Source organism: Micromonospora sp. BL1 (genome assembly GCF_003667485.1).
GTDB lineage: Bacteria > Actinomycetota > Actinomycetes > Mycobacteriales > Micromonosporaceae > Micromonospora > Micromonospora tulbaghiae.
On sequence record NZ_RCVK01000285.1, the window covers coordinates 1 to 19,959 of the forward strand.

Consider the following 19,959-nt stretch of genomic DNA (forward strand, 5'->3'; position numbering starts at 1 on the left):
GGCGGGCGAGGAACGCTGCGGTGGCCAGGAGGGCGGCTGTGGTCAGGCCCAGGGCCAGCACCGTGGTGCGCAGCCAGGGGTGCCAGTCGGGGGTGCGGCCGAGCAGGTGCCAGGACCACCAGGCGGTGACCGCCAGCGTGCCGGCCAGGACCAGCGTGGCGGCCAGCCGGCGCCACCGGACCGCCGCGGAGCGGGCGCGCCACAACAGGGTGGTCCCGATGCCGACCAGCGCGCCGACCGCCGGGGCCAGGGCGACCGTGTAGTACGCGTGGAAGATCCCGGACATGAAGCTGAAGATCAGGCCGGTGACCAGCAGCCAGCCGCCCCACAGCAGCAGACCGGCCCGGGTGCGGTCGGTACGCGGCGCCCGCCCGGCCAGCCACAGCCCCGCCACCAGCAGGATCAGCGCGGCGGGCAGCAGCCAGGAGATCTGCCCGCCGACCTCGGTGTCGAACATCCGCAGCAGCCCGGTCCGGCCGGAGAACGGTCCGCCGCCTCCCCCACCGGGCCGGCCGCCACCGCCGCCGCCGACGCTGCCCACCTCGTCGCCGGTGATGCGGCCCAGGCCGTTGTAGCCGAGCGTCAGCTCCAGGATGCTGTTGTTCTGCGAGCCGCCGATGTACGGGCGGGCGCTCGCCGGCACCAGCTCGACGATCGCCACCCACCAGCCGGCGGAGACGACCACGGCCAGCCCGGCGAGCAGGAGCTGGCGGATCCGCCGTCCGAGGCCGGTCGGCGCGGCCAGCAGGTAGACCCCGGCGAAGACCGGGATCACCAGGAACGCCTGGAGCATCTTGGTGAGGAAGCCGAGGCCGACGAGCACGCCGGTCAGCGCGATCCACCGGGTACTGGCCGTCTCGACCGCGCGCACCGTGGCGTACGCGGCGGCGACGAGCAGGAACACCAGCAGCGCGTCCGGGTTGTTGAACCGGAACATCAGCGTCGCCACCGGGGTGAGCGCGAGCACCGCGCCGGCGAGCAGTCCGGCGGCCGGGCCGTACCAGCGGCGGACCGTCGCGTACAGCACGCCGACCGAGGCGACGCCGAGCAGCGCCTGCGGCAGGAGGATCGACCAGCCGCTCAGGCCGAAGATCCGCACCGAGAGCGCCATCAGCCACAGCGACGCCGGGGTCTTGTCCACGGTGATCGAGTTGGCCGCGTCGGACGAGCCGTAGAAGAACGCCGTCCAGCTCTGCGACCCGGCCTGCACGGCGGCCGAGTAGAACGCGTTGGCCCAGCCGGAGGCGCCCAGACCCCACAGGTAGAGCAGCGCGGTCACGACCAGCAGGCCGAGCAGGGCCGGCCGGGCCCAGCGCGGTTCGCGGCCGGTGCGGGTCTGCGGGGGTACGGGCGCGGGGGCCGGCTCGGTGCCGGGTGGCGCGGCCGTGGGCACGGTCGGCAGGCTGTCGGTTCGGTTCATGCCGGCAAGACTCGGCGGGCCCGCTGGCCCGCTCCCGTGAACGGCCTATGCGTCGGCTGTGTATCCCGGCAGCCAGACCGTGAACGCGGTGTGGCCGGGCCGGCTGACCACGTCGACCCGGCCGTGGTGAGCCTCCACCACGGCGGCGACGATGGCCAGGCCCAGGCCGGTGCTGCCCTGCGCGCGGGAGCGGGAGGTGTCGCCGCGCGCGAACCGCTCGAAGACCTCCGGCTGCAACTGCTCCGGGATGCCCGGCCCGTCGTCGGTGACGCGGAGTTCGACGCCGCCGGGCGCGGGCGCGAGCCGGACGGTGACGGTGGTGCCGGCCGGGGTGTGCACGCGCGCGTTCGCCAGCAGGTTCGCCAGCACCTGGTGCAGCCGGTGGGCGTCGCCGGTGACGGTGAGCGGTTCGTCGGGCAGGTCGAGCTGCCAGCGGTGGCCGGGCCCGGCGACGTGCGCGTCGCTGACCGCGTTGACCGCCGTGGCGGTCAGGTCGACCGGCTCGGCGGCGAGCGGGCGGCCGGAGTCCAGCCGGGCCAGCAGCAGCAGGTCGTCGACGAGACTCGTCATCCGGGTGCTCTCCGACTCGACACGGCGCAGCGCGTGCGCCACGTCGGGCGGCACCTCCTGGCGGCCTCGGCGGGCCACCTCGGCGTACCCGCGGATGGCGGCGAGGGGGGTGCGCAGTTCGTGGCTGGCGTCGGCGACGAACTGGCGTACCCGCGTCTCGCTGGCCTGCCGGGCGGCGAGCGCGGCGGCGACGTGGCCGAGCATCCGGTTGAGCGCGCCGCCGACCTGCCCGACCTCGGTGCGGGGGTCGGTGTCGGCGGCCGGTACCCGCACGGACAGGGCGACCTCGCCGCGGTCCAGCGGCAGTTCGGTGACCCGGGCGGCGGTGGCGGCGACGCGGTTGAGCGGTCGCAGCGTGACCCGGACGATGAGCATGCCGAGGGCGCCGGCGATGACCAGTCCGGCGCCGATCACCCCGGCCTGCGCGACGAGCATCCACATGACTGTGTCGTCGACCTGGGCCAGCGGGATCGCGAGGACCAGGACGTCACCGTCGCCGCGCGGCGACGGCAGCGCGATCGCGCGGTAGCTCCCCCGGTCGCCGACGACGACTGTGTGCGGGCGGTCGCCGACGGGTACGCGGGCCAGCGCGGTCAGGTCGGCGGCGGGCACCTCCTCGCTGCCGCCGCTCTCGGACCGGACCCGGCCGACGGGTTCGGCGGCGGCGGGCACCCGGACCGCGATCGAGCCGGGCGGGAAGCCGCCCGGAGGGTCCGGCGCCACCTCGTCGGCGTCCGGCGGGGTGGGCCGCTGGTCGGGGCGCGGCGGGTCGACGCCGCGGCGGGCCCAGCGTTCGAAGTCGGCGGGCCGCCGGTCGCCGAAGGTGAGCTGGTTGTCGATCTGGTCGACCAGGAAGTGCCGCAGCGCGACTGTGGTCAGGCCGCCGATGCCGATGCTGACCAGCGCGAGCAGGGCCACGACGGCGAGCACCAGGCGGCGGCGCAGCGACCACCCGGCGAGGCGGCGGCGCAGCCGGCCGCGCCTGTCACTCGGCGGGCTTGAGGACATAGCCCGCCCCGCGCAGCGTGTGGATCATGGGCGCGCGGCCCGCGTCGATCTTCTTGCGCAGGTACGAGATGTACAGCTCGACCACGTTGGCCTGGCCGCCGAAGTCGTAGTTCCACACCCGGTCGAGGATCTGCGCCTTGCTGAGCACCCGGCGCGGGTTGCGCATGAGGTAGCGCAGCAGCTCGAACTCGGTGGCGGTGAGCGTGATCAGGTCGTCGCCGCGGCGTACCTCGTGGCTGTCCTCGTCGAGGGTGAGGTCGCCGACGGTGAGCACCGCCTCCTGGCGGGCGGCGACCGCGAAGCCGGAGCGGCGCAGCAGCGCGCGCAGCCGGGCGATCACCTCCTCCAGGCTGAACGGCTTGGTGACGTAGTCGTCGCCGCCGACGGTGAGCCCGGCGACGCGTTCCTCCACCGCGTCGCGGGCGGTGAGGAAGAGCACCGGCACGCTCGGGAACTGCTCGCGCAGGCGGCGCAGCACCTGGAAGCCGTCCAGGTCGGGCAGCATCACGTCGAGCACCACGGCGTCCGGGCGGAACTGGCGGGCGGTGGTGACCGCCGCCATGCCGCTGCCGGCGGTGGCGACCTGCCAGCCCTCGTACCGCAGGGCCATCGAGAGCAGGTCGGTGAGCGTCGGCTCGTCGTCGACGACGAGCACCCGCACCGGTTCGCCGTCCGGTCGGCGCAGCTCGATGCGACCCTGCGCGGACTGCGCGTTCATGACCATGCCCCCATCGTGGGCGGACCCGCTGTCGCCGGGCTGTCCCGATCCTGTGTACCAGCTGTGCGCGCCGTTCGGCGGCGATCCGGGCAGGTGCGGCCGGGTCTTCCGCACCGGGGCTACCCGGTGGTAACTTCCCGGCATGTCCATCGATGGTCGTGTTTCCGGCCGGTTGGCCGGCAAGGTGGTGCTGGTGACCGGCGCGGCCCGGGGCATCGGCGAGCACACCGCCCGCCTCGCCGCGGCCCGCGGCGCCCGGTTGTCCCTCGTCGGGCTGGAACCCGACCGGCTCGCCGCGCTCGCCGCCGAGCTGGGCCCGGGGCACGCCTGGTTCGCCGCCGACGTCACCGACCAGAACGCCCTCGCGTCGGCGGTGGACGGGACACTGGCGACGCTGGGCGGGATCGACGCGGTGGTGGCGAACGCCGGGGTGGCCAACCGCGGCACGATCGCCGTCGGCGACGTCGAGGCGCTGGTGCGTACGGTCGAGGTCAACCTGATCGGGGTGATGCGCACCGCGGCGGCGACCGTGCCCGCGCTCGTCGACCGGGGTGGCTACCTGCTGATCGTCTCCTCGGCCGCGGCGTTCGCCGCACTGCCCGGCATGGCCGCCTACTGCGCCTCCAAGGCCGGCGTCGAGCAGTTCGGCAACGCGGTCCGGCTGGAGCTGGCCCACCGGGGCGTGGCGGTGGGCACCGCCCATCCGTCGTGGGTGGACACGGATCTGGTCCGCGAGGCGCGCGCCGACCTGCCGGCCTTCGAGACCGCGCTGGCGAAGCTGCCCTGGCCGCTGCGGCGCACCACCACGGTGACCGAGTGCGCCGAGGCGTTCGTCCGGGCGATCGAGCGCCGCAGCCGCCGGGTGTACGTGCCACGCGCCGTGGCCGGCGTCCAGGCGGTGCGGTCGGCGCTGGTCAGCCCGCTGGCCGACCGGCTGGTGGGCCGCACCGCCCGGGCCACCGTGCCGCTGATCGAGGAGCAGTCCCGGGCGCTGGGCCGGGGCTTCGGCGCCAGCACGCCGCAGGGGCGGCCGTGAGCGCGCCGGTGGAGGTCGTCTACGAGCGGCGGGGCACCGGGCCCACGCTGGTGCTGCTGCACGGCATCGGTCACCACTGGGCCGCCTGGCGGCCGTTGATGGACCGCCTCGCCGAGGCGCACGACGTGATCGCCGTCGACCTGCCGGGCTTCGGCCGCTCCCCGGTGCCCGCGGCCGGGCTGCCCGCCGACATGCCCGGGCTGACCGCGGCCATGGTCGAGCTGTTCGACGCGTTCGGTCTGGACCGCCCGCACGTCGCGGGCAACAGTCTCGGCGGCGCGATCGCGCTGGAACTGGCCGCGCTCGGCGCCGTCTCCTCGGCCACCGCGCTGTCGCCGGCCGGGTTCTGCACCGCGCGCGAGCTGCGCTGGGCGCTGACCGTGCTCTCCCTGCACCGCAACGCGGCCCGGCTGCCCGAACCGGTGCTGCGCCGCCTGTTCGCCGCGCCCGCGCTGCGGATGCTGGCGATGGGCATGATCCTGGCCCGGCCCAACCGGATGGCCCTCGACGACGCGCTCGCCGACGCCCGCGCGCTGCGCCAGGCCCGGGCGTTCCGCGCCGTCGCCCGCGCCGGCCGGGGGTACGCCTACGCGGGCGCGCCGACGGTGCCGGTGACCGTCGCGTGGGGTACGCGGGACCGGATCCTGCCGTACCGGCAGGCGGCGCTGGCGCGTACCCGGCTGCCCGGCGCCCGGCACCTGGACCTGCCCGGTTGCGGGCACGTGCCGATGCACGACGACCCCGAGCTGGTCGCCTCGGTCATCCTCGGCACCACCGGCGTCCGGCCGGCCTGACGCCTCGCGCCCGGCCGCTGCGGAGTCTCACTCGGTCGCGCCGAACGGGAACGTGTGCACGTACCGCATCGTCCAGCCACCGGGTGACGCGTGGTCGTCTCGCTCGTAGAGGTGGTCGGCCACCCCCTCGGCCGGCTCCTCCGGATGACGCAGCACCCACCGCGCCGGCGGCACGCCGTCCGGCCCGGCGGGCAGCTCCCGGGTCAGCTCGTCGGCCGGTCCGCCGACGAACCGTACGCGCACCACGGCCACCGCTGCCCTCCGTCCGTCGACGCCCTCGCCGCGAAGCTACCCCGCCGGGGTGCGTACCCTCGGCGGTTTGCACAGCTCCGGGGCCGGGTAGCGGGACCGGAGGGCACCGGACGAGGCGAGGAGTGGGCGATGAGGACGCTGGGCGGGCGGTACGAGCTCGAACAGCGGGCCGGCCTGGGTGGCATGTCGGAGGTGTGGCGCGCGCACGACCGCGTGCTGGACCGGACCGTCGCGGTGAAGCTCATCTCGCCCGCGCTGGACGGCGACGCCGGCTCGGTCGAACGCATCCGGGACGAGGCGCGTTCGGCGGCTCGGCTGGTGCACCCGAACGTGGCGAGCGTGCACGACTTCGGCACCGCGACGCTGCCGGACGGGCGGCCGGTGCCGTACATCGTGATGGAGCTGGCCGAGGGCGAGACGCTCGCCGCGCACCTGCGCAGCGGGCCGCTGGACTGGCGGATCGCGGTGCGGGTCTGCGCCGAGGTGTGCGCCGCGCTCGCCGCCGCGCACGCGCACGGCATCGTGCACCGGGACGTGAAGCCCGCGAACGTGATCCTCACCCCGTGCGGGGTGAAGGTGCTCGACTTCGGCATCGCCACCCCGGCCGGCGCACCGGACCGCACTCCGGACGGCGTCGTGGTGGGCACCCCGGCGTACCTGGCGCCGGAACAGCTCGACCGGCAGCCCGCCACCCCGGCCGCCGACATGTACGCCCTCGGCGTGCTGCTGTACTACTGCCTCACCGGCGAGCTGCCGTACGAGGCGGGCAGCACCACCCAGCTGCTCGGGTCGCGCCGCCGCCGGCCGCCCCGACCGCTGCCCGAGGTTCCCGGCCTGCCGGACGAGGTGGCTGAGCTGTGCCGCCGCTGCCTCGACGCCGACCCGTCCGCCCGGCCGACCAGCCCGATGGCCGCGTTGCTGCTGGCCGAGGCCGTGGACGCCCGGGTCTACGTGCCGATGACCGCGGTGCTGCCCCGGCAGCGCGCGCCGCAGGTGTCGCCGTGGACCAGCCGGGCCGCCGCCGAGGCCACCGAGGCGATGGCCGTGGACGCCGCGCCCAGCGGCCGGGTCGGCTGAGCGCTCCTACTGCCTGCCCGGGCGCGGTTTCGCCGCTCGGGGTCCGGGAACGCGGTCCGGTGAGTGACGGGAGGAACGCGATGCCGGATCCGAGTTCCTGGCTGGCCGAGACGGCCACGGCGACCGCGGCGGGCGGTCACGTACGCACCGACGACGGCGGGCTCTCCTCCGCCCTGGCGTCCCCGCTGGCGCCGCACTGCACCGGCCTGACGCCGGAGCAGCTCCTGGCCGCGGCGTTCGCCTCCTGCCTGCACCACGCGGCGGTGGAGGCGGCCGGGGAGATCACCGACGAGGCGCACACCGTGCAGGTGACCGCCGAGGCGAAGCTGGGCCGCGACGACGACGGCCGCTACCGGGCCGACGTGCACGCCGAGATCTCCTCGGCGGGGCTGACCCGGGACCAGTTGGCCGATCTGGTCGCGTACGCCGACCGGCTCTGGCCGTTCTCCAGCGGCGACCCGAGCCGGCACCGGCTCACGGTGACCCCGGCGGAGAACGGCCGGCACTGAGCGTTCACCAGCGGAAACCGGCGGTCACCGCCCGGTGGTCGCTGTCCGGGGTGCGCAGCACCCCGGCGGTGGTCGGCGTCAGTCCCCGGTAGAGGACGTGGTCGGGGCGGGTGACCGGCAGTTCCGCCGGCCAGGTGAACCCGAATCCCTGCCCGGCCTCGGCCTGGGCGTCGCCGAGCAGCCGGGTCAGCGGGTCGAAGACCCGGTCGGTGGTTGCGGTGTTCAGGTCGCCGAGCACCACCAGCCGGTCGGCCGGGTCGGCGCGCACGGCGTCGGCGAGCGCGGCGACGGTCTGGTCCCGGGTGGCGGTGTGCCCGGCCCGCGCGGAGCCGAGGTGGACCACGTACACGGTCAGGTCGCCCCGGGGCGCGGCGACCACGGCCCGCAGCGCGCGGTCCCAGCCCAGCCCGGTGTCGACGCCGTGCGCCTCGCGGATCGGCCACCGGCTCCACAGCGCGACAGTCGACACCACCGCCCGGTGCGGGTAGCGCTCGGCCAGCACGGGCGCCACCCGGTCGCCGTCGGCGACCTCCTGGAGCCCGATCAGGTCCGGGGCGTCGCCGGTGAGCGCGCCGGCGGTGGCGGCCGGGTCGGGGTTGCCCACGCGCAGGTTCTGGCTGACCACCCGCACCGCGGCGCCGTCCGCGCCGGCGGCCGGGGGCAGCCACGCGCGGCCGTAGAGCCCGGCCCAGACCAGGGCCGGCAGCAGCACCGCCAGCAACGCCGGCCGGGAGCGGCGCAGCAGCGCCGCGAGCGCGAGCAGCGGTACGGCGATCCCGAGCAGCGGGGTGACGCTGTCCACCAGGCTGCCCAGGCCGTTGACGTTCGGCACCGCCCGGTGCCCGGCCAGCAGCAGTGCGAGCAGCACGGCGCAGATGACGAGGATCGTGCCGCGCCGGCTGCGGGGGCCGGGCGGGCGCTCGTCGACCTTCCGCTCCGTCACCGTCGGAATCGTATCGAGCGCCCCGGTCGTCGCGCGGCGGCCTCGCCATGATCCACAACCCCGGCGCCGGAGCCGCCGGATCGCGGTCGGTCGATCCCGGCCGTCGGCGGACCGCCGCCGGGCGAGGGCCGCCCGACCAGGGCACCCTCGGCCGAACGGAGGAGCTAGGCGTCCGCCGCAGCCGGCTCTCCCGGACGTCCGTTTCACCACGTCGAAACCGACATAGGGATTGTTCCGGGTACGCGAGGTTGGCGGTTTTCATGATCTGCCACCCCGAATGCGGCCCGCGAATCCGGCAGATTGTGGCGCATGCCACCAATCACCCCGATGGCAAAGGGCCGGAAGCTTTCTAGCCTCGGCGGGTGCACCCCGACCACCCCGATCATCAGCCGCTGCCCGCCAACCGCCCGGTTCGCCGAACGATTGACCCGGCATCAGCCGAACGGAGAGTGGGACGTCACCGCGCCCCGGAACCGCCACGGCGCGGACCGGCCCGGTCCGTACCCGGCCGGATCGCGGTGGCCGCCGGCGTCACCTGCTGCCTCGGCCTGATCGGCGTAGCAGGCGTCGGCGAGACCGGCCCGGCGCACCTGGAAGTACGCGAGGCTGTCGCCGACCGGGCCGCCGCCGACCAGCGCGCCTCCCGCGACTTCACCCGGATCGCGCCACCGGCCGCCGCGGCCCTGCCGCCGCCGGCTCCCACACCCAGCGCCACCCCGGCGACGAAGAAGCCGCCGCGCAAGCCAGCACCGCCCAAGCGCCCCCGGCCGGTCGCCGGCCTGGACCAGCGGCAGATGGACAACGCCAAGGCCATCGTCGACGTGGGCCGGGAGATGCAGATGCCCCGCCGGGCCCTCGTCGTCGCAGTGGCCACCGCCATGCAGGAGAGCAATCTCTACAACCTGGCCAGCGACGTGCTGCCGGAGTCCTTCGACCACCCGCACCAGGGCAGCGGCTCCGACCACGACTCGGTCGGGCTGTTCCAGCAGCGCCCCAGCAGCGGCTGGGGCACTGTCGCCCAGCTCATGCGGCCGGCGTACGCGGCCCGCGCCTTCTACGCCGCGCTGCGCGAGGTGCCGGGCTGGGAGGACATGAGCGTCACCGCCGCAGCCCAGGCGGTGCAGGTGTCCGCCTACCCCGACGCGTACGCCCGGCACGAGAGGCGCGCCACGACCGTGGTGGCGGCGCTGGTCTGACCCGGCGCGAATCAGGCGGCGCTGCGCCCGGCACCACCGGGCCGCACGCTCGCCGCGGCCGTGGGCGTGTCCACCGCGACCCGCTCGCCCCGTGCCCCGGCCAGGATCTCGTCGACCCGCGACTCCCGGCGCCGGCGAGCCAGCAGGGCCGCCTCGAACTCGCGGCGCGCCCGCACCGCCTCGGCGTACGCCTCCTCCCGCAACCGGCGGGCCTCCTCGCGCGCGGCCTCCAGCTCGGCGCGGGCCTGCGCCAACAGCTCCGCGGCCTCCCGTTCGGCGGCCGACGGGCGGGACTGGCCCCCCTCGACCGGGGCGGTACGGCGATGCAGGAAGTCGCACAGGTGCAGGGCGTCCGACCGGATCTGGTCCCACTCCCGGCCGGCCCCCGCGGCGCCCTCCGCACGCGCCGCCAGCCGCCCCAGCCGCAGGCTCAGCTCGTCCAGGCAGGCGTCGACCTGACGTCTGTCGTAGCCGGTCTCCACCACCGAGAACCTCATGCGTCGCCCCCCAGGCAGCCGGTGTGCGTCCCCACCTGCCGATCCTGCGGTGCAAGCGCTCCCGGGCGCGGCCGTTCCCACAAAATGTTCAGGATGCGGTGGCCCGGACTTCCCGCCCCTACTGGTGCTTCGGGAGCACGACCACCCGTCCGAAGAACTCGTCGATCCGGCGCACCACGTCGTTGAAGTCGTCCAGGTCGATCGGCTTCGTCACGTACGCGTTGGCCTGCAGGGTGTAGCTGCTGACCACGTCGGTGTCGGCGTTGGAGGTGGTCAGCACGACGATCGGGATGGTCCGCAGGCTCTCGTCACCCTTGACCTCGCCGAGCACCTGCCGCCCGTCCATCCGGGGCATGTTCAGGTCGAGCAGGATCACGTCCGGGCGCTGCGCCTCGGTGTGCCGGCCCTCGCGGCGGAGGAACTCCATCGCCTCCTGGCCGTCGGCGACCACGTCGATGACCTTGTCGACGTCCGAGTCGGCGAGCGCCTCCTCGATCATCAGGACGTCGCCCGGGTCGTCGTCCACCACCAGGATGCGAACGGGGCTGGGACTGGTCTGACCCATCGGTTTACCTGCTTCGTGGTGAGGAGGGCGTCCGGCCGCACGGCCGGCTGCTGGCGGGGAAATGTACCGGATCAGGAGGCGGCCGGCGCGGTCGGGTCGGCGGTGTCGCGGCCGTGGTGGAGCACGTCGGCCAGCCCGGTCACCTGGAGCACCCGGTCCACCCGGCCGGTCGCCCCGGTGAGCCGCAGCCAGCCGCCGTCGGCGGCGACGAGATTGTCGCCGCGGACGAAGGCCGCGATGCCGGTGGAGTCGCAGAACGTCAGTTCGGTGAGATCGAGCAGCAGCTCGCGGTGCCCCTCGGCGACCAGCCGGTCGATCGTCGAGTTCAACTCTCCGGCCGTGGCGAGGTCGAGCTCGCCGGCCAGCCGGAGGCAGACGCCGCTCCCGTCCCGCTGGGCGTACGTGACGGTGAACGTCACAGTGGCCCCCCTCGCTCCCACCACGGAAAACCCTTGCAGTGGTGCAAGTATATGGGACGGCCGCCCCGGCGCCCGTCAGCGGCCCGCCGCCGACAGCCCGCCCACCAGTGCGCGGCCCCGGTCGAGGAAGGCGGCCGCGCGCGGGAAGTCGCGCAGCTGCTGTCCATAGTGCTCCAGAGTCAGCCCCACCGCGCCCGCCGGCACCCCGCGGCTGACCAGGATCTCCACCAGCCACTCGACGAACGCGGTGAACAGCGTCGCGTCGTCCACGTAGAGCGCGGCGGCCAGGAAGTCCACGATGTAGCCGAGGTCGCTGATCGTGGAGTCGAGCTGCGCGGGGGTGTAGTCGGCCGTCGACGGCACCCGCTCCCGCAGGTCGGCCAGGGCGCTGTCGATCAGTTCGCCGCGCCGCTTGACCAGGCTGGCGTACTCGTCGTCGGCCAGGTGGTCCAGCCGCGCCGGCGGCGCCTCGCGCAGCGCCCGCTCGTCGGCCACCAGGTCCGCCGCGGCCGGCGCGTCGGGCGCCCACGGCACACCGAGCACGCGGGCCCAGCGGCCGTCGTCGCCGAAACCCCGGCCACCGACCACCACCGGCACGTCGGAGCGGCGGCACGCCTCCACCATCCGGTGGGCGTGCGGCAGGCGCATCGGCAGGGCACACGCGAGCGCCACCGCCTCCGCGTCGTAGCGGTGCAGGTAGGACACCAGGTGCGCGGCCGGGACGCTGGCGCCGAGGAAGACGACCTGCCAGCCGCGCAGCCGAAGCACCTCGGCCACCAGCCGGGCCGGCAACGCGTGCCACTCGCCGTCCATGCAGGCCATCACGATCCGCCCGCGGGTCGGGCGGGGATCGGCGTACGCGGCCACCGCGGCCACCACCCGCTCGCTGATGTGGGTGGCGGCGTGCTCCTGGGCGACGCTCCACTCGTTGCGGGCCCAGCGTTCGCCCACCTCGGCCTGGGCCGGGGCGACCAGGTCCAGCAGCACCCGCTCGGCCGGCACGCCCGCCTCCAGCAGCCCGCGCGCCACCGCCACGGCGGCGGACTCGTCGGCGTCGGCCAGGCACTCCAGATAGCTGGCGAAGGCGTGGCCCGGGTCGGCCCCGACGGTCGGCACGGTCACGCGGGCAACTCCCTCGTTCGTTCGGTCCCGGCCAGGTCCGGCACGGCGTGCAGGTGCCGCGGCGCCCGCCCGGCCGGGCCGGTGGCCCGCAACGCGAGCACCGCGATGTCGTCGTGGTCGCCGTGCGCGAGCCAGTCGCAGGTCACCTGCTCGACCCGCTCGGCGAGCGCGGGCGCGGGCATCCGGTGGCAGCCGGTCACCGCGTTGAGCAGCCGCTCGGCGCCGAACTGCTCGTCGCCGCGCCGCCCGCCGCGCGCCTCGGTCACCCCGTCGCTGTAGAACAGGCAGGTCTCCCCCGGCGCCAGCTGCACCGTCACCTCGCCGATGCGGGGATCGGGCACCACGCCGATCAGCATGCCGCGCAGCGGCACCACCTCGACCTCGCCGGACTCCCGCAGCACCAGCGGCGGCAGGTGCCCACCGCCGGCCAGGGTCAGCGTCAGGCCGCCGTCGCGGTCCGGTCGCGCCACGCCGAGCACCATGGTGGCGAACCGGCCCTGCCCGTGCGCCTGCGTGGTCTCCAGCAGCGCGTCGTTGAGCAGCTTCAGCAGCCGCCCCGGCTGGGTCTCGACCCGGTGCAGCGCCTGCAGGCACTGACGCAGCTGGCCGGTGAACACGGCCGCCTCCACGCCCTTGCCCGACACGTCACCGAGGAAGAACACCGAGCCGCCGTCGGCGAGCCGGTGCGAGCCGTAGAAGTCGCCGCCGATGCGCAGCCCGGCCTGCGCCGGCCGGTACGCGGTGCCCCACTGCACCCCCGCCGCGGGGGCCGGCTCGACCGGCAGCAGGCTCGCCTGCAACGTGTCGGCGACCTCCGCCTGGTCGCGGTAGAGCATGGCGGTGGTCAGCGCCGCGCCGGCCCGGGCCGCGAACGCGCGGACCAGGTCCACGTCGGCCTCGTCGTACCAGCGGTCGGCGCGCCGGACCACCAGCAGCGCCCCGGCCGGTGCCTCCCGGCCGGGCAGCGGCACCACCCGCGCGGTGGCGCCGGAGGCGTCCAGTCCGGGCAGCCAGCCCGCCTCGGCGGCCTGCTCGACCAGCCAGTCCAGCTCGTGCGGCTCGGCGCCGGACAGGCCGGCCTCGATGGCCGCCGGGAGCGCCGGGGCGGGCAGCACCCCGCTGTCCACGACCGGCGAGCGGTCGTCCGCGCGTACCGCCCGCCACCAGCGGGCGCGCCCGGAGCGCGGGGCGAGCACCAGGACCGCCACGTCGGCCGCCGTGGGCACCGCCAGACGCACCACCGCGGCGGCGGCCCGGTCCGGGTGCAACGGGTTGCCGAGCTTCTCGCCGACCACGGCGAGGAACGCCGAACGGGCCCGCTCGGCCAGCAGCGCGTCGGCCCGGCTGACGCTCTCGGTGACGTCGTCGACGTACCAGCAGCGCCGGCGGTGGGACAACGCGACCGGGCGTACCCGCAGCCGCCGCCCGTGGTGGGTGAACTCGGCCGGGCCGTCGCCGCGCAGCGGGGCCGGCCCGGCGGCGGCCAGCAGCTCCCCGGGCGTCGCCTCGGGGATCAGCCGCTCCGCGACCGGGCTCACGTGCCGGACGACACCGTCGCCGTCGCAGACGACCAGGCCCTCGCGGAAGTGCTCGACCACCTCGGACCAGTTCGGGACGGTGCGGTCGCGGTCGGCTGCCAGCGGCGGCAGGGCGGACGGCGCCGGCGCGGCGGCGGACCATGCCCGGGCCCGTGCGGCACTCGGCGTGGAGATCCGTCCGTCGCCCGGGTCGGCACCCCTGACGTCGGCAGCAGTCACCAGCTGAGCCCCACTCTCCTCGTCGACACCCGGGGGCGCCGGACCCGGCGCCTGTGGTCACGTCTCACCGCCCACCCTACGCCGGTGTGCCGGGAGCGCCACCTCACGGCGCTGCCGGCCCGCTCGCGCGTCCAGCGAGGTGCTGCCGCTGTTGTTACGATCCTGTCAACCCGGTCCCGGCCGGCAGCCCCGCGGAAAGGCGTGACGTGGTTCCTCAACGGAGAAGGCCCGAGGCGAGCCCGCTGAGCATCTCCGTGGATCGATCCGACCCGGCCGTCCCGGTGGTCGTCGTCGGCGGCGACCTGGCGTACGCCACGGCCGCCCCGCTGCGCGCTGAGATCGACAAGCTGCTCGCCGGATGCCCGGCAACGCTGGTGTTCGACTTCGGCGGCCTGGAGTTCATGGACAGCACCGGCCTGTCCGTGATCGTGCACGCCTGGCGTGAGGGCCAGCAGGCCGGCACCGTCATCGAGCTGCGCGCGGTTCCGCGCTTCCTGGAGACGATCCTCGACCTGACCGGCGTCACCGGCCTGCTCGACCGCTCGCCGGTCGACGACGCCGCCGGCCACCCGGTGCCGGGTTCGACCGCTTCCGCGTGACCCCGGGGGTTTCCCGGCCGCGCCCGGCTGGGAACATGGACGCGTGCCCTCCCAGATGTTGACCATCGAGGTGGACCGGCTCGGCGCCGGTTCCGCCCGGATGCGGCTGGCCGGGGAGCTGGACTTCGACACCGCGCCGGAACTCGTCGACGCCGTCGCCGACCTGCGCCGCGACGGCCACCAGGAGCTGGAACTCGACTTCGCCGGGGTGGACCTCTGCGACTCCTCCGGCCTGAGCGCGCTCGTGGTGATCCACCGGGCCGGCACCGGGGCGATCCGCCTGCTGAACCTGAACCCGCAGATCAAGCACCTGCTGGACCGCACCGGCCTGGCCGAACTGCTGGCCGCCCCGCCGCGCGACCTGACCGGCGAGACCCGCGAGGTGGGCTGACCGACCCCGCGGCGCCCGCCACACGGGCTGAGCGTCCGGCGGACAGGGGTGGCCCCCGACCCTGGGACCAGGGGCCGGGGGCCGAGGAGGATGGCTCAGGCGGCGGGCGCGGCCTGCCGGTGCGGCGCCTCGTCGCGCGACTGTCCCACGAGCGGAGACTCGACGTCCTCCGGCGCGCCGGAATCGGGCGTCTGGAACAGATAACGGACGAAGTCCCCGCTCATGTCGTCGTCGTCCGCCCCGGGCCACTGCCCGACACAGTCGACGCCGACCACCTCGCGTCCGCTGCCGTCGTGGTGCTCCAGCAGGGCCCAGAGGGTCACGGGGTAGGAGCGGGTGTCGTCCGGGCCGATCCGCCAACGGGCGTACCAGCCGGGACGGGCGGGGACGATCTCCACGATCCGTTTCATGTCGACCTGCCCTTCCGCGTGCGTCGGAAGTTGTCCGGTCCGTCCGAGCCTGCCGCCCGCCGGGGTGAGCGCTCCTCACCCGCAGCGAATGAAGCGTCCGCCGGGCCGTCCGCCGTTACCTTCCCGGCAGCGCCGGGAACGCGGTCGGCGCAAGCGCAACCGACCAGGAACGAGGTGCGACGATGCGCAAGCAGATGGAGGGCGACAACCAGCGCCGCCGGACCCTGGCCCGCGAGGCCCGCGAGCGAGGGCTGCGGCCCAGCCAGACCGGCGCCAGCCTGAGCGCGTCCAAGCAGGTCACCTCGCTGGACCAGCACGACCGGTCCGGCCCGCCGCCGGCCGGACGGCACAAGCCGGACACCACCCGGGGTGGTCCCGCGCCGCCGCCGGTCGCCGTCGCGGAGCAGCAGCGCCCGCTGCCGGACCCGACGCCGTCACCCGGGGTCTCGATGGCCTACCGGGATCTCGTCGACGACGTGAGCCGGCGCGCCGGGGTGGACTTCACCACGGCCAAGGTCGCGGCGGAGGGCACCGTGCTGGCCCTGGCCCGGGCGCTGGACGAGGCGGAACGGGAGCGGCTGTTGGAGGCGGTGCCGCTGACCCTGCACGACGTGGTGCCGGTGTACGGCCTGGAACGCCGCCGCGACCTGCCCGGCTTCCTGGCCGAGGTCGGCCGGTACAGCCGCCTCACCCCGGAGCAGGCGCGCTACCAGGCAGAGGCGACGCTTGCCGCGCTCGCCGCGGCCGACGCGGATCTGGTCGAGTCGCTGCGCGTACCCGACGAGTTGCGTGACCTGCTCGGGCCGACCGACTTCGGCGGCGGCCTGGTGGGCGCGTCCTCGGCCACCGCGCCGCTGACCGAGGCGGAGCTGCGCGACGCGCTGGCGACGCTGCCCTACTGGTCCAGTGACCGGCGGTCGCTCGTGCGGACGATCGAGCTGCCCGGCGGCAACCTGGACCGGGTGCTCGACCGGCTGGACCGGCTCAAGTCCGACGTCGGACGGTCGCCGCAGATCGGGCGGCCGGACCCGGACAACGCCGTGCTGACGGTCCGGACCCAGCAGGTCGACGGCGTGACGGCGGCGGACGTCGACCTCGCGCACCGGGTGGACGCGGCAGTCGACGAGGCCGGCGCCGGGATGGCGGCCGGCTGAGCCGGCGGCGGGACGGCTCCGGTCCCCCGCGGGCCGGAGCCACCCGTGGCCGCGCGGTACCGTGTCCCGCCGTGGATCACGACGACGCCGAGACCCTGGAGATCGTGGTGGACCCGGCCCGCCCGTCCGGGCGCACGCTGCTGGCCGACGGGGTCGAGCAGTCGTACGTGGACGTGGCCGACGCCCGGTACCTGCACTTCGAGTACGTGCGGCGGATCGCCGCCGCGATCGACGTGGCCGCCCCGCGCGGCGCGCCGCTGACCGCGCTGCACCTCGGCGGCGGCGCGCTCACGCTGCCCCGCTGGCTCGCGCGCACCCGGCCCGGCTCGGCGCAGCGGGTGGTCGAGCGCGATCCGGCCGTGGTCGAGCTGGTCCGGCGGAAGCTGCCACCGCTGCCGCCGGAGGTGGTGGTGGTGCTCGGCGACGCCCGGGAGGCGCTCGCCGGGGAACCGTCCGGGGCGTACGACGTGGTGGTGGCCGACGTGTACCGGGCGGCCCGGATGCCGCCGCACGTGGCGGCGCTCGAGTTCGCGGCCCAGGCCGCCCGGGTGCTGCGCCCGGACGGCCTCTATCTGATCAACCTGACCGACCTGCCGCCGCTGGCGCACACCCGGGCGCAGGTGGCCACGCTGCGCGCGGTCTTCGCCGACGTGTGCCTGGTCGCCGACCGGCGGATGCTGCGCGGGCGCCGGTACGGCAACGTGGTGCTGGCCGCCTCGCCCGCCGCCGGGCGGCTGCCGGTGGTTCGGCTCGCCACCCGCGTCGCCGCCGACCCGGTGCCCGGGATCGTGCTGCACGCCGCGACGCTCGACGCGTTCGCCGCCGGCGCCCTCCCGGTCACCGACGCCGACCTGGGCTGAGCGTTTCCGCACCGGCGACGCGGGTAGCCGCGCCGGATGAGCGCCGCCTCGGACCGGTCCACCGCGCGCCGGACGCTGATCGTGATCGGTCTGGTCCTCGCCACAGTGGTCGGACTGGCGCTGGTCTGGGCCACCCGGCGGGTGCTGGTGTGGGGGCTGGTGGCGGTGTTCTTCGCGGTCGCCCTCAAACCACTCGTGGACCGGCTGGAACGTCGGGTACGCCGACGCGCGCTCGCCACGCTGCTGGTGTTCCTGGCCGCGTTCGCGCTGTTCGCCGCCGTCGGCGCGCTGATCGTGGTGCCGCTGGTGGACGAGGTGGGCCGGTTCGCCGACCGGGCGCCGGAGCTGGTGCGCGAGGCGCAGGCCGGACAGGGACCGCTCGGGCGGCTGCTGGAGCGGTTCCACCTGCTCCGGTACGCCGAACCCGGCCAGCTCCGCCGGTTCGGCGCCCGGCTCGGTGACCCGACGGTCGGGGTGGTCCGCAGCGTCGTCCAGGCGGTCGCCGCCCTGGTCACCGTGGTGGTGCTGGCGTACCTGATGGTCCTGGAGGCGCCGAAGATCGTGGCCGCCACGCTGCGGCTCACCGGTGACGGCCCGGCGGCGCGGCTGCGGCGCATCGGGCGCGACTCGTCCCGGATCGTCACCGGCTACCTGAGCGGCAACCTGCTGATCAGCGTGATCTGCGGTGGTCTGACGTTCGTCGTGCTGTTCCTGCTCGGGGTGCCGTTCGCCGCGGTGATCGCGCTGACGGTCGCCGTGTTCGACCTGATCCCGCTCGTCGGCGCCACGCTCGGTGCGATCGCCGCGACCGGCGCGGGGTTCCTGCACTCCCCCACCGCCGGCATCGTGCTGCTGGTCTTCTTCGTGGTCTACCAGCAGGTGGAGAACCATCTGCTGCAACCGGTCATCATGGCCCGCGCGGTCCGGCTGAACCCGTTGACGGTGCTGGTCAGCGTGCTGCTGTCGGTCGAGCTGGCCGGGCTGGTGGGCGCGCTGCTGGCGATCCCGGCGGCCGGCATCGTGCAGGTGCTGATGCGCGAGTTCACACCGGCCGGACGGCAGGCCCTGCCGCAGCCCGCCGACGGCGAACCGGCGGGAGCGCCGCAACGGCCGCCGGCCGGTGGGTGAGGGCCGGCCGGCGGGCGCGCGGGGCGCTCAGCGGCGGCGGGCCAGCTCCGGGGACTCGCTCTCCAGCGGCACCGCGTTGGCCGGGACCAGGCCGAGCTGTACGGCGGGCCGGGGCAGCGTCGCGTCCAGTGCCCAGTCCGCCGCGACCCGGGGCCGGTTACCCGGCATGGCGAGCAGGTGGTAGCCGCGGGTGACGGCCTTGGCGGGCAGCCCGGCCAGCGGCACCTTCAGCGGGTTCGCCGCCGCGTCCTTGCCGCCCAGGTCCACCACCCAGCCCAGGTCGTGGTGCTTGTACGACTTGCGCACGCCCTGCCCGTAGGAGGCGGCGATGTTGTGCGCGGCCAGCTTGCCCTGCCGCTGGGCGTGCTGCGCGGTCATCGCGCACACCTGCCCGGGGCGGGTCGGGTCGGGCACGGCGGCGGCGTCGCCGCAGGCGAACACCTCCGGGTAGCCGGGGACGTTGAGGAACTCGTCGACCACGAGCCGGCCCTTCTCGGTGCGCAGCCCCAGTTCGGCCACGAACGGGTCGGGGCGTACGCCGACGCACCAGATGAGGCTGCACGTCGGGACGTACTCGCCGTCGGTGAGCATCACCCCGTCCGGGGTGGCCTCGGCGACCGAGGTGCCCATCCGCACGTCCACGCCGCGTTTGCGCAGCACCCGGTCGGCGGTGACGGACATCCGCCGGTCCAGTTCGGGCAGCACCCGGGGCGCCACGTCCAGCAGCATCCAGCGCGGCCGGACCTTCAGGTGCGGGCGCTGGGCCATCAGCCGGTCGGTGAACAGCTGACCGTGCGCGGCCACCTCGGTGCCGGTGTAGCCGGCGCCGACCACGACGAACGTGGAGCGGGCCCGCTGCTCGGCCGGGTCCTCGGTCAGCTCGGCCAGCTCGACCTGCCGGACCACGTGGTCGTGCAGGAACAGCGCCTCGGGCAGGCCGCGGAAGCCGTGGGCGTACTCGGTCACGCCGGGGATCGGCAGCAGCTTGTTGACGCTGCCGACGCTGAGCACGAGCCGGTCGTACGCGAGTTGCCCGTGCTCGCCCTCGATCGAGCGGTAGCCGACCCACCGGTTCTGCAGGTCGACCCGGTCCGCCTCACCGACCACCACGCGGACGCCGTCGAGCGTGCCGGCGAGCGGCACCGCGATCCGGGTCGGCTCCACCACGCCGGCCGCCACCTCGGGCAGCAGCGGCAGGTAGAGAAAGTAGTCGGTCGTGTTCAGCAGGACGATCTCGGCCCGGTCGCGGGCCAGTCGGCGCAACGTCTTGGCCGCGTGGTACCCGGCGAACCCGGCCCCCACGATCACCACCCGTGGTTTCGTCATGCCTGCTGCCGTTCCCGGGCAGACCTGCGACAAACGTGCCCATGATCCATCCATCGACGGCTATATGGACATTCCTCGTGATCGGCGCGAGGATGCCGGGATGGGAAACCACGAGACCGCCGAGGGTCGACCCACGAGGTCCAGCCGGCGTACCTTCCTCACCGCCTCCGCCGCGGCCACCGCCGCCGCCGTCGCCCTGTCTCTTATA

23 protein-coding genes are annotated in these 19,959 nt (G+C 75.3%); 11 read left to right on the forward strand and 12 right to left on the reverse strand.

Translation table 11 applies throughout. From position 1 onward, the window contains the following. The 3 genes from EAD96_RS21105 to EAD96_RS21115 form a co-directional block, all read right to left on the reverse strand. Positions 1 to 1,420: glycosyltransferase family 39 protein (locus EAD96_RS21105; protein WP_147457912.1), on the reverse strand; the 1,420-nt coding region annotated here is incomplete at its 3' end. Between the two features lie 45 nt (positions 1,421 to 1,465). Then, complete coding sequence (locus EAD96_RS21110) at positions 1,466 to 2,998, reverse strand: HAMP domain-containing sensor histidine kinase (RefSeq protein ID WP_121685519.1); 1,533 nt, start codon at positions 2,996 to 2,998, stop codon at positions 1,466 to 1,468. Next, positions 2,976 to 3,716: a response regulator transcription factor gene (locus tag EAD96_RS21115; RefSeq protein WP_013285999.1), complete on the reverse strand. Its 741-nt coding sequence runs from the start codon at positions 3,714 to 3,716 to the stop codon at positions 2,976 to 2,978. The genes EAD96_RS21110 and EAD96_RS21115 overlap by 23 nt, the downstream gene beginning before the upstream one ends. Before the next feature lie 142 nt (positions 3,717 to 3,858). Here EAD96_RS21115 and EAD96_RS21120 point away from each other — a divergent pair, with 142 nt between their 5' ends. Continuing rightward, the gene (locus EAD96_RS21120; RefSeq protein WP_121685520.1) at positions 3,859 to 4,752 is read left to right on the forward strand and encodes an SDR family oxidoreductase; all 894 of its coding nucleotides are present in this window, start codon (positions 3,859 to 3,861) and stop codon (positions 4,750 to 4,752) included. Beyond that, entirely contained in the window at positions 4,749 to 5,546 is a 798-nt protein-coding gene (locus EAD96_RS21125; protein ID WP_121685521.1) for an alpha/beta fold hydrolase, read from the forward strand. The genes EAD96_RS21120 and EAD96_RS21125 overlap by 4 nt, the downstream gene beginning before the upstream one ends. Positions 5,547 to 5,573: 27 nt before the next feature. Here the strand turns inward: EAD96_RS21125 and EAD96_RS21130 are convergent, their stop codons facing one another. Further along, complete coding sequence (locus EAD96_RS21130; RefSeq protein WP_121685522.1) at positions 5,574 to 5,798, reverse strand: hypothetical protein; 225 nt, start codon at positions 5,796 to 5,798, stop codon at positions 5,574 to 5,576. 129 nt (positions 5,799 to 5,927) lie between these two features. Here EAD96_RS21130 and EAD96_RS21135 point away from each other — a divergent pair, with 129 nt between their 5' ends. Further along, positions 5,928 to 6,875, forward strand: a complete 948-nt coding sequence (locus EAD96_RS21135) for a serine/threonine-protein kinase (RefSeq protein WP_121685523.1) — start codon at positions 5,928 to 5,930, stop codon at positions 6,873 to 6,875. An 80-nt stretch (positions 6,876 to 6,955) separates the two neighbouring features. Then, positions 6,956 to 7,384, forward strand: a complete 429-nt coding sequence (locus EAD96_RS21140; protein ID WP_013285994.1) for an OsmC family protein — start codon at positions 6,956 to 6,958, stop codon at positions 7,382 to 7,384. Between the two features lie 4 nt (positions 7,385 to 7,388). Here EAD96_RS21140 and EAD96_RS21145 read toward each other — a convergent pair whose 3' ends face one another. Next, positions 7,389 to 8,327, reverse strand: a complete 939-nt coding sequence (locus EAD96_RS21145) for an endonuclease/exonuclease/phosphatase family protein (protein ID WP_121685524.1) — start codon at positions 8,325 to 8,327, stop codon at positions 7,389 to 7,391. A gap of 449 nt (positions 8,328 to 8,776) precedes the next feature. Here EAD96_RS21145 and EAD96_RS21150 point away from each other — a divergent pair, with 449 nt between their 5' ends. Further along, positions 8,777 to 9,523: a hypothetical protein gene (locus tag EAD96_RS21150; RefSeq protein ID WP_121685525.1), complete on the forward strand. Its 747-nt coding sequence runs from the start codon at positions 8,777 to 8,779 to the stop codon at positions 9,521 to 9,523. Between the two features lie 11 nt (positions 9,524 to 9,534). Here the strand turns inward: EAD96_RS21150 and EAD96_RS21155 are convergent, their stop codons facing one another. From EAD96_RS21155 to EAD96_RS21175, 5 genes are all read right to left on the reverse strand, one after another. Further along, entirely contained in the window at positions 9,535 to 10,020 is a 486-nt protein-coding gene (locus tag EAD96_RS21155; protein ID WP_120570164.1) for an ATPase, read from the reverse strand. Between the two features lie 118 nt (positions 10,021 to 10,138). Further along, entirely contained in the window at positions 10,139 to 10,585 is a 447-nt protein-coding gene (locus EAD96_RS21160; RefSeq protein WP_120570165.1) for a response regulator, read from the reverse strand. Positions 10,586 to 10,656: 71 nt separating this feature from the next. Continuing rightward, a complete protein-coding gene (locus EAD96_RS21165; RefSeq protein WP_120570166.1) occupies positions 10,657 to 11,004 on the reverse strand; it encodes an STAS domain-containing protein in 348 nt (115 codons plus the stop codon). 75 nt (positions 11,005 to 11,079) lie between these two features. After that, complete coding sequence (locus tag EAD96_RS21170; protein ID WP_121685526.1) at positions 11,080 to 12,126, reverse strand: B12-binding domain-containing protein; 1,047 nt, start codon at positions 12,124 to 12,126, stop codon at positions 11,080 to 11,082. Beyond that, on the reverse strand, positions 12,123 to 13,883 hold the full coding sequence (locus tag EAD96_RS21175; RefSeq protein WP_121685527.1) for a PP2C family protein-serine/threonine phosphatase: 1,761 nt from the start codon (positions 13,881 to 13,883) through the stop codon (positions 12,123 to 12,125). Before EAD96_RS21175 ends, EAD96_RS21170 begins: the two co-directional genes overlap by 4 nt. A 254-nt stretch (positions 13,884 to 14,137) precedes the next feature. Here EAD96_RS21175 and EAD96_RS21180 point away from each other — a divergent pair, with 254 nt between their 5' ends. Both EAD96_RS21180 and EAD96_RS21185 read left to right on the forward strand, forming a co-directional pair. Beyond that, positions 14,138 to 14,482 (forward strand): STAS domain-containing protein, encoded by a 345-nt coding sequence (locus EAD96_RS21180; RefSeq protein ID WP_120570169.1) that lies wholly within the window; start codon positions 14,138 to 14,140, stop codon positions 14,480 to 14,482. A 43-nt stretch (positions 14,483 to 14,525) separates the two neighbouring features. Continuing rightward, positions 14,526 to 14,873: an STAS domain-containing protein gene (locus EAD96_RS21185; protein WP_233586119.1), complete on the forward strand. Its 348-nt coding sequence runs from the start codon at positions 14,526 to 14,528 to the stop codon at positions 14,871 to 14,873. Positions 14,874 to 14,968: 95 nt separating this feature from the next. Here the strand turns inward: EAD96_RS21185 and EAD96_RS21190 are convergent, their stop codons facing one another. After that, the gene (locus EAD96_RS21190) at positions 14,969 to 15,283 is read right to left on the reverse strand and encodes a hypothetical protein (protein ID WP_121685529.1); all 315 of its coding nucleotides are present in this window, start codon (positions 15,281 to 15,283) and stop codon (positions 14,969 to 14,971) included. Positions 15,284 to 15,465: 182 nt separating this feature from the next. Between EAD96_RS21190 and EAD96_RS21195 the strand changes: the two genes are divergently transcribed. From EAD96_RS21195 to EAD96_RS21205, 3 genes are all read left to right on the forward strand, one after another. Next, positions 15,466 to 16,437, forward strand: a complete 972-nt coding sequence (locus tag EAD96_RS21195) for a DUF2267 domain-containing protein (RefSeq protein WP_121685530.1) — start codon at positions 15,466 to 15,468, stop codon at positions 16,435 to 16,437. 71 nt (positions 16,438 to 16,508) lie between these two features. Next, a complete protein-coding gene (locus EAD96_RS21200; RefSeq protein ID WP_199733251.1) occupies positions 16,509 to 17,297 on the forward strand; it encodes a spermidine synthase in 789 nt (262 codons plus the stop codon). 36 nt (positions 17,298 to 17,333) lie between these two features. Further along, the gene (locus tag EAD96_RS21205) at positions 17,334 to 18,425 is read left to right on the forward strand and encodes an AI-2E family transporter (RefSeq protein ID WP_121685532.1); all 1,092 of its coding nucleotides are present in this window, start codon (positions 17,334 to 17,336) and stop codon (positions 18,423 to 18,425) included. Positions 18,426 to 18,452: 27 nt separating this feature from the next. Here EAD96_RS21205 and EAD96_RS21210 read toward each other — a convergent pair whose 3' ends face one another. Beyond that, positions 18,453 to 19,751 (reverse strand): NAD(P)/FAD-dependent oxidoreductase, encoded by a 1,299-nt coding sequence (locus EAD96_RS21210; RefSeq protein WP_121685533.1) that lies wholly within the window; start codon positions 19,749 to 19,751, stop codon positions 18,453 to 18,455. A gap of 100 nt (positions 19,752 to 19,851) precedes the next feature. Between EAD96_RS21210 and EAD96_RS21215 the strand changes: the two genes are divergently transcribed. Beyond that, positions 19,852 to 19,959: twin-arginine translocation signal domain-containing protein (locus EAD96_RS21215; protein WP_121685534.1), on the forward strand; the 108-nt coding region annotated here is incomplete at its 3' end.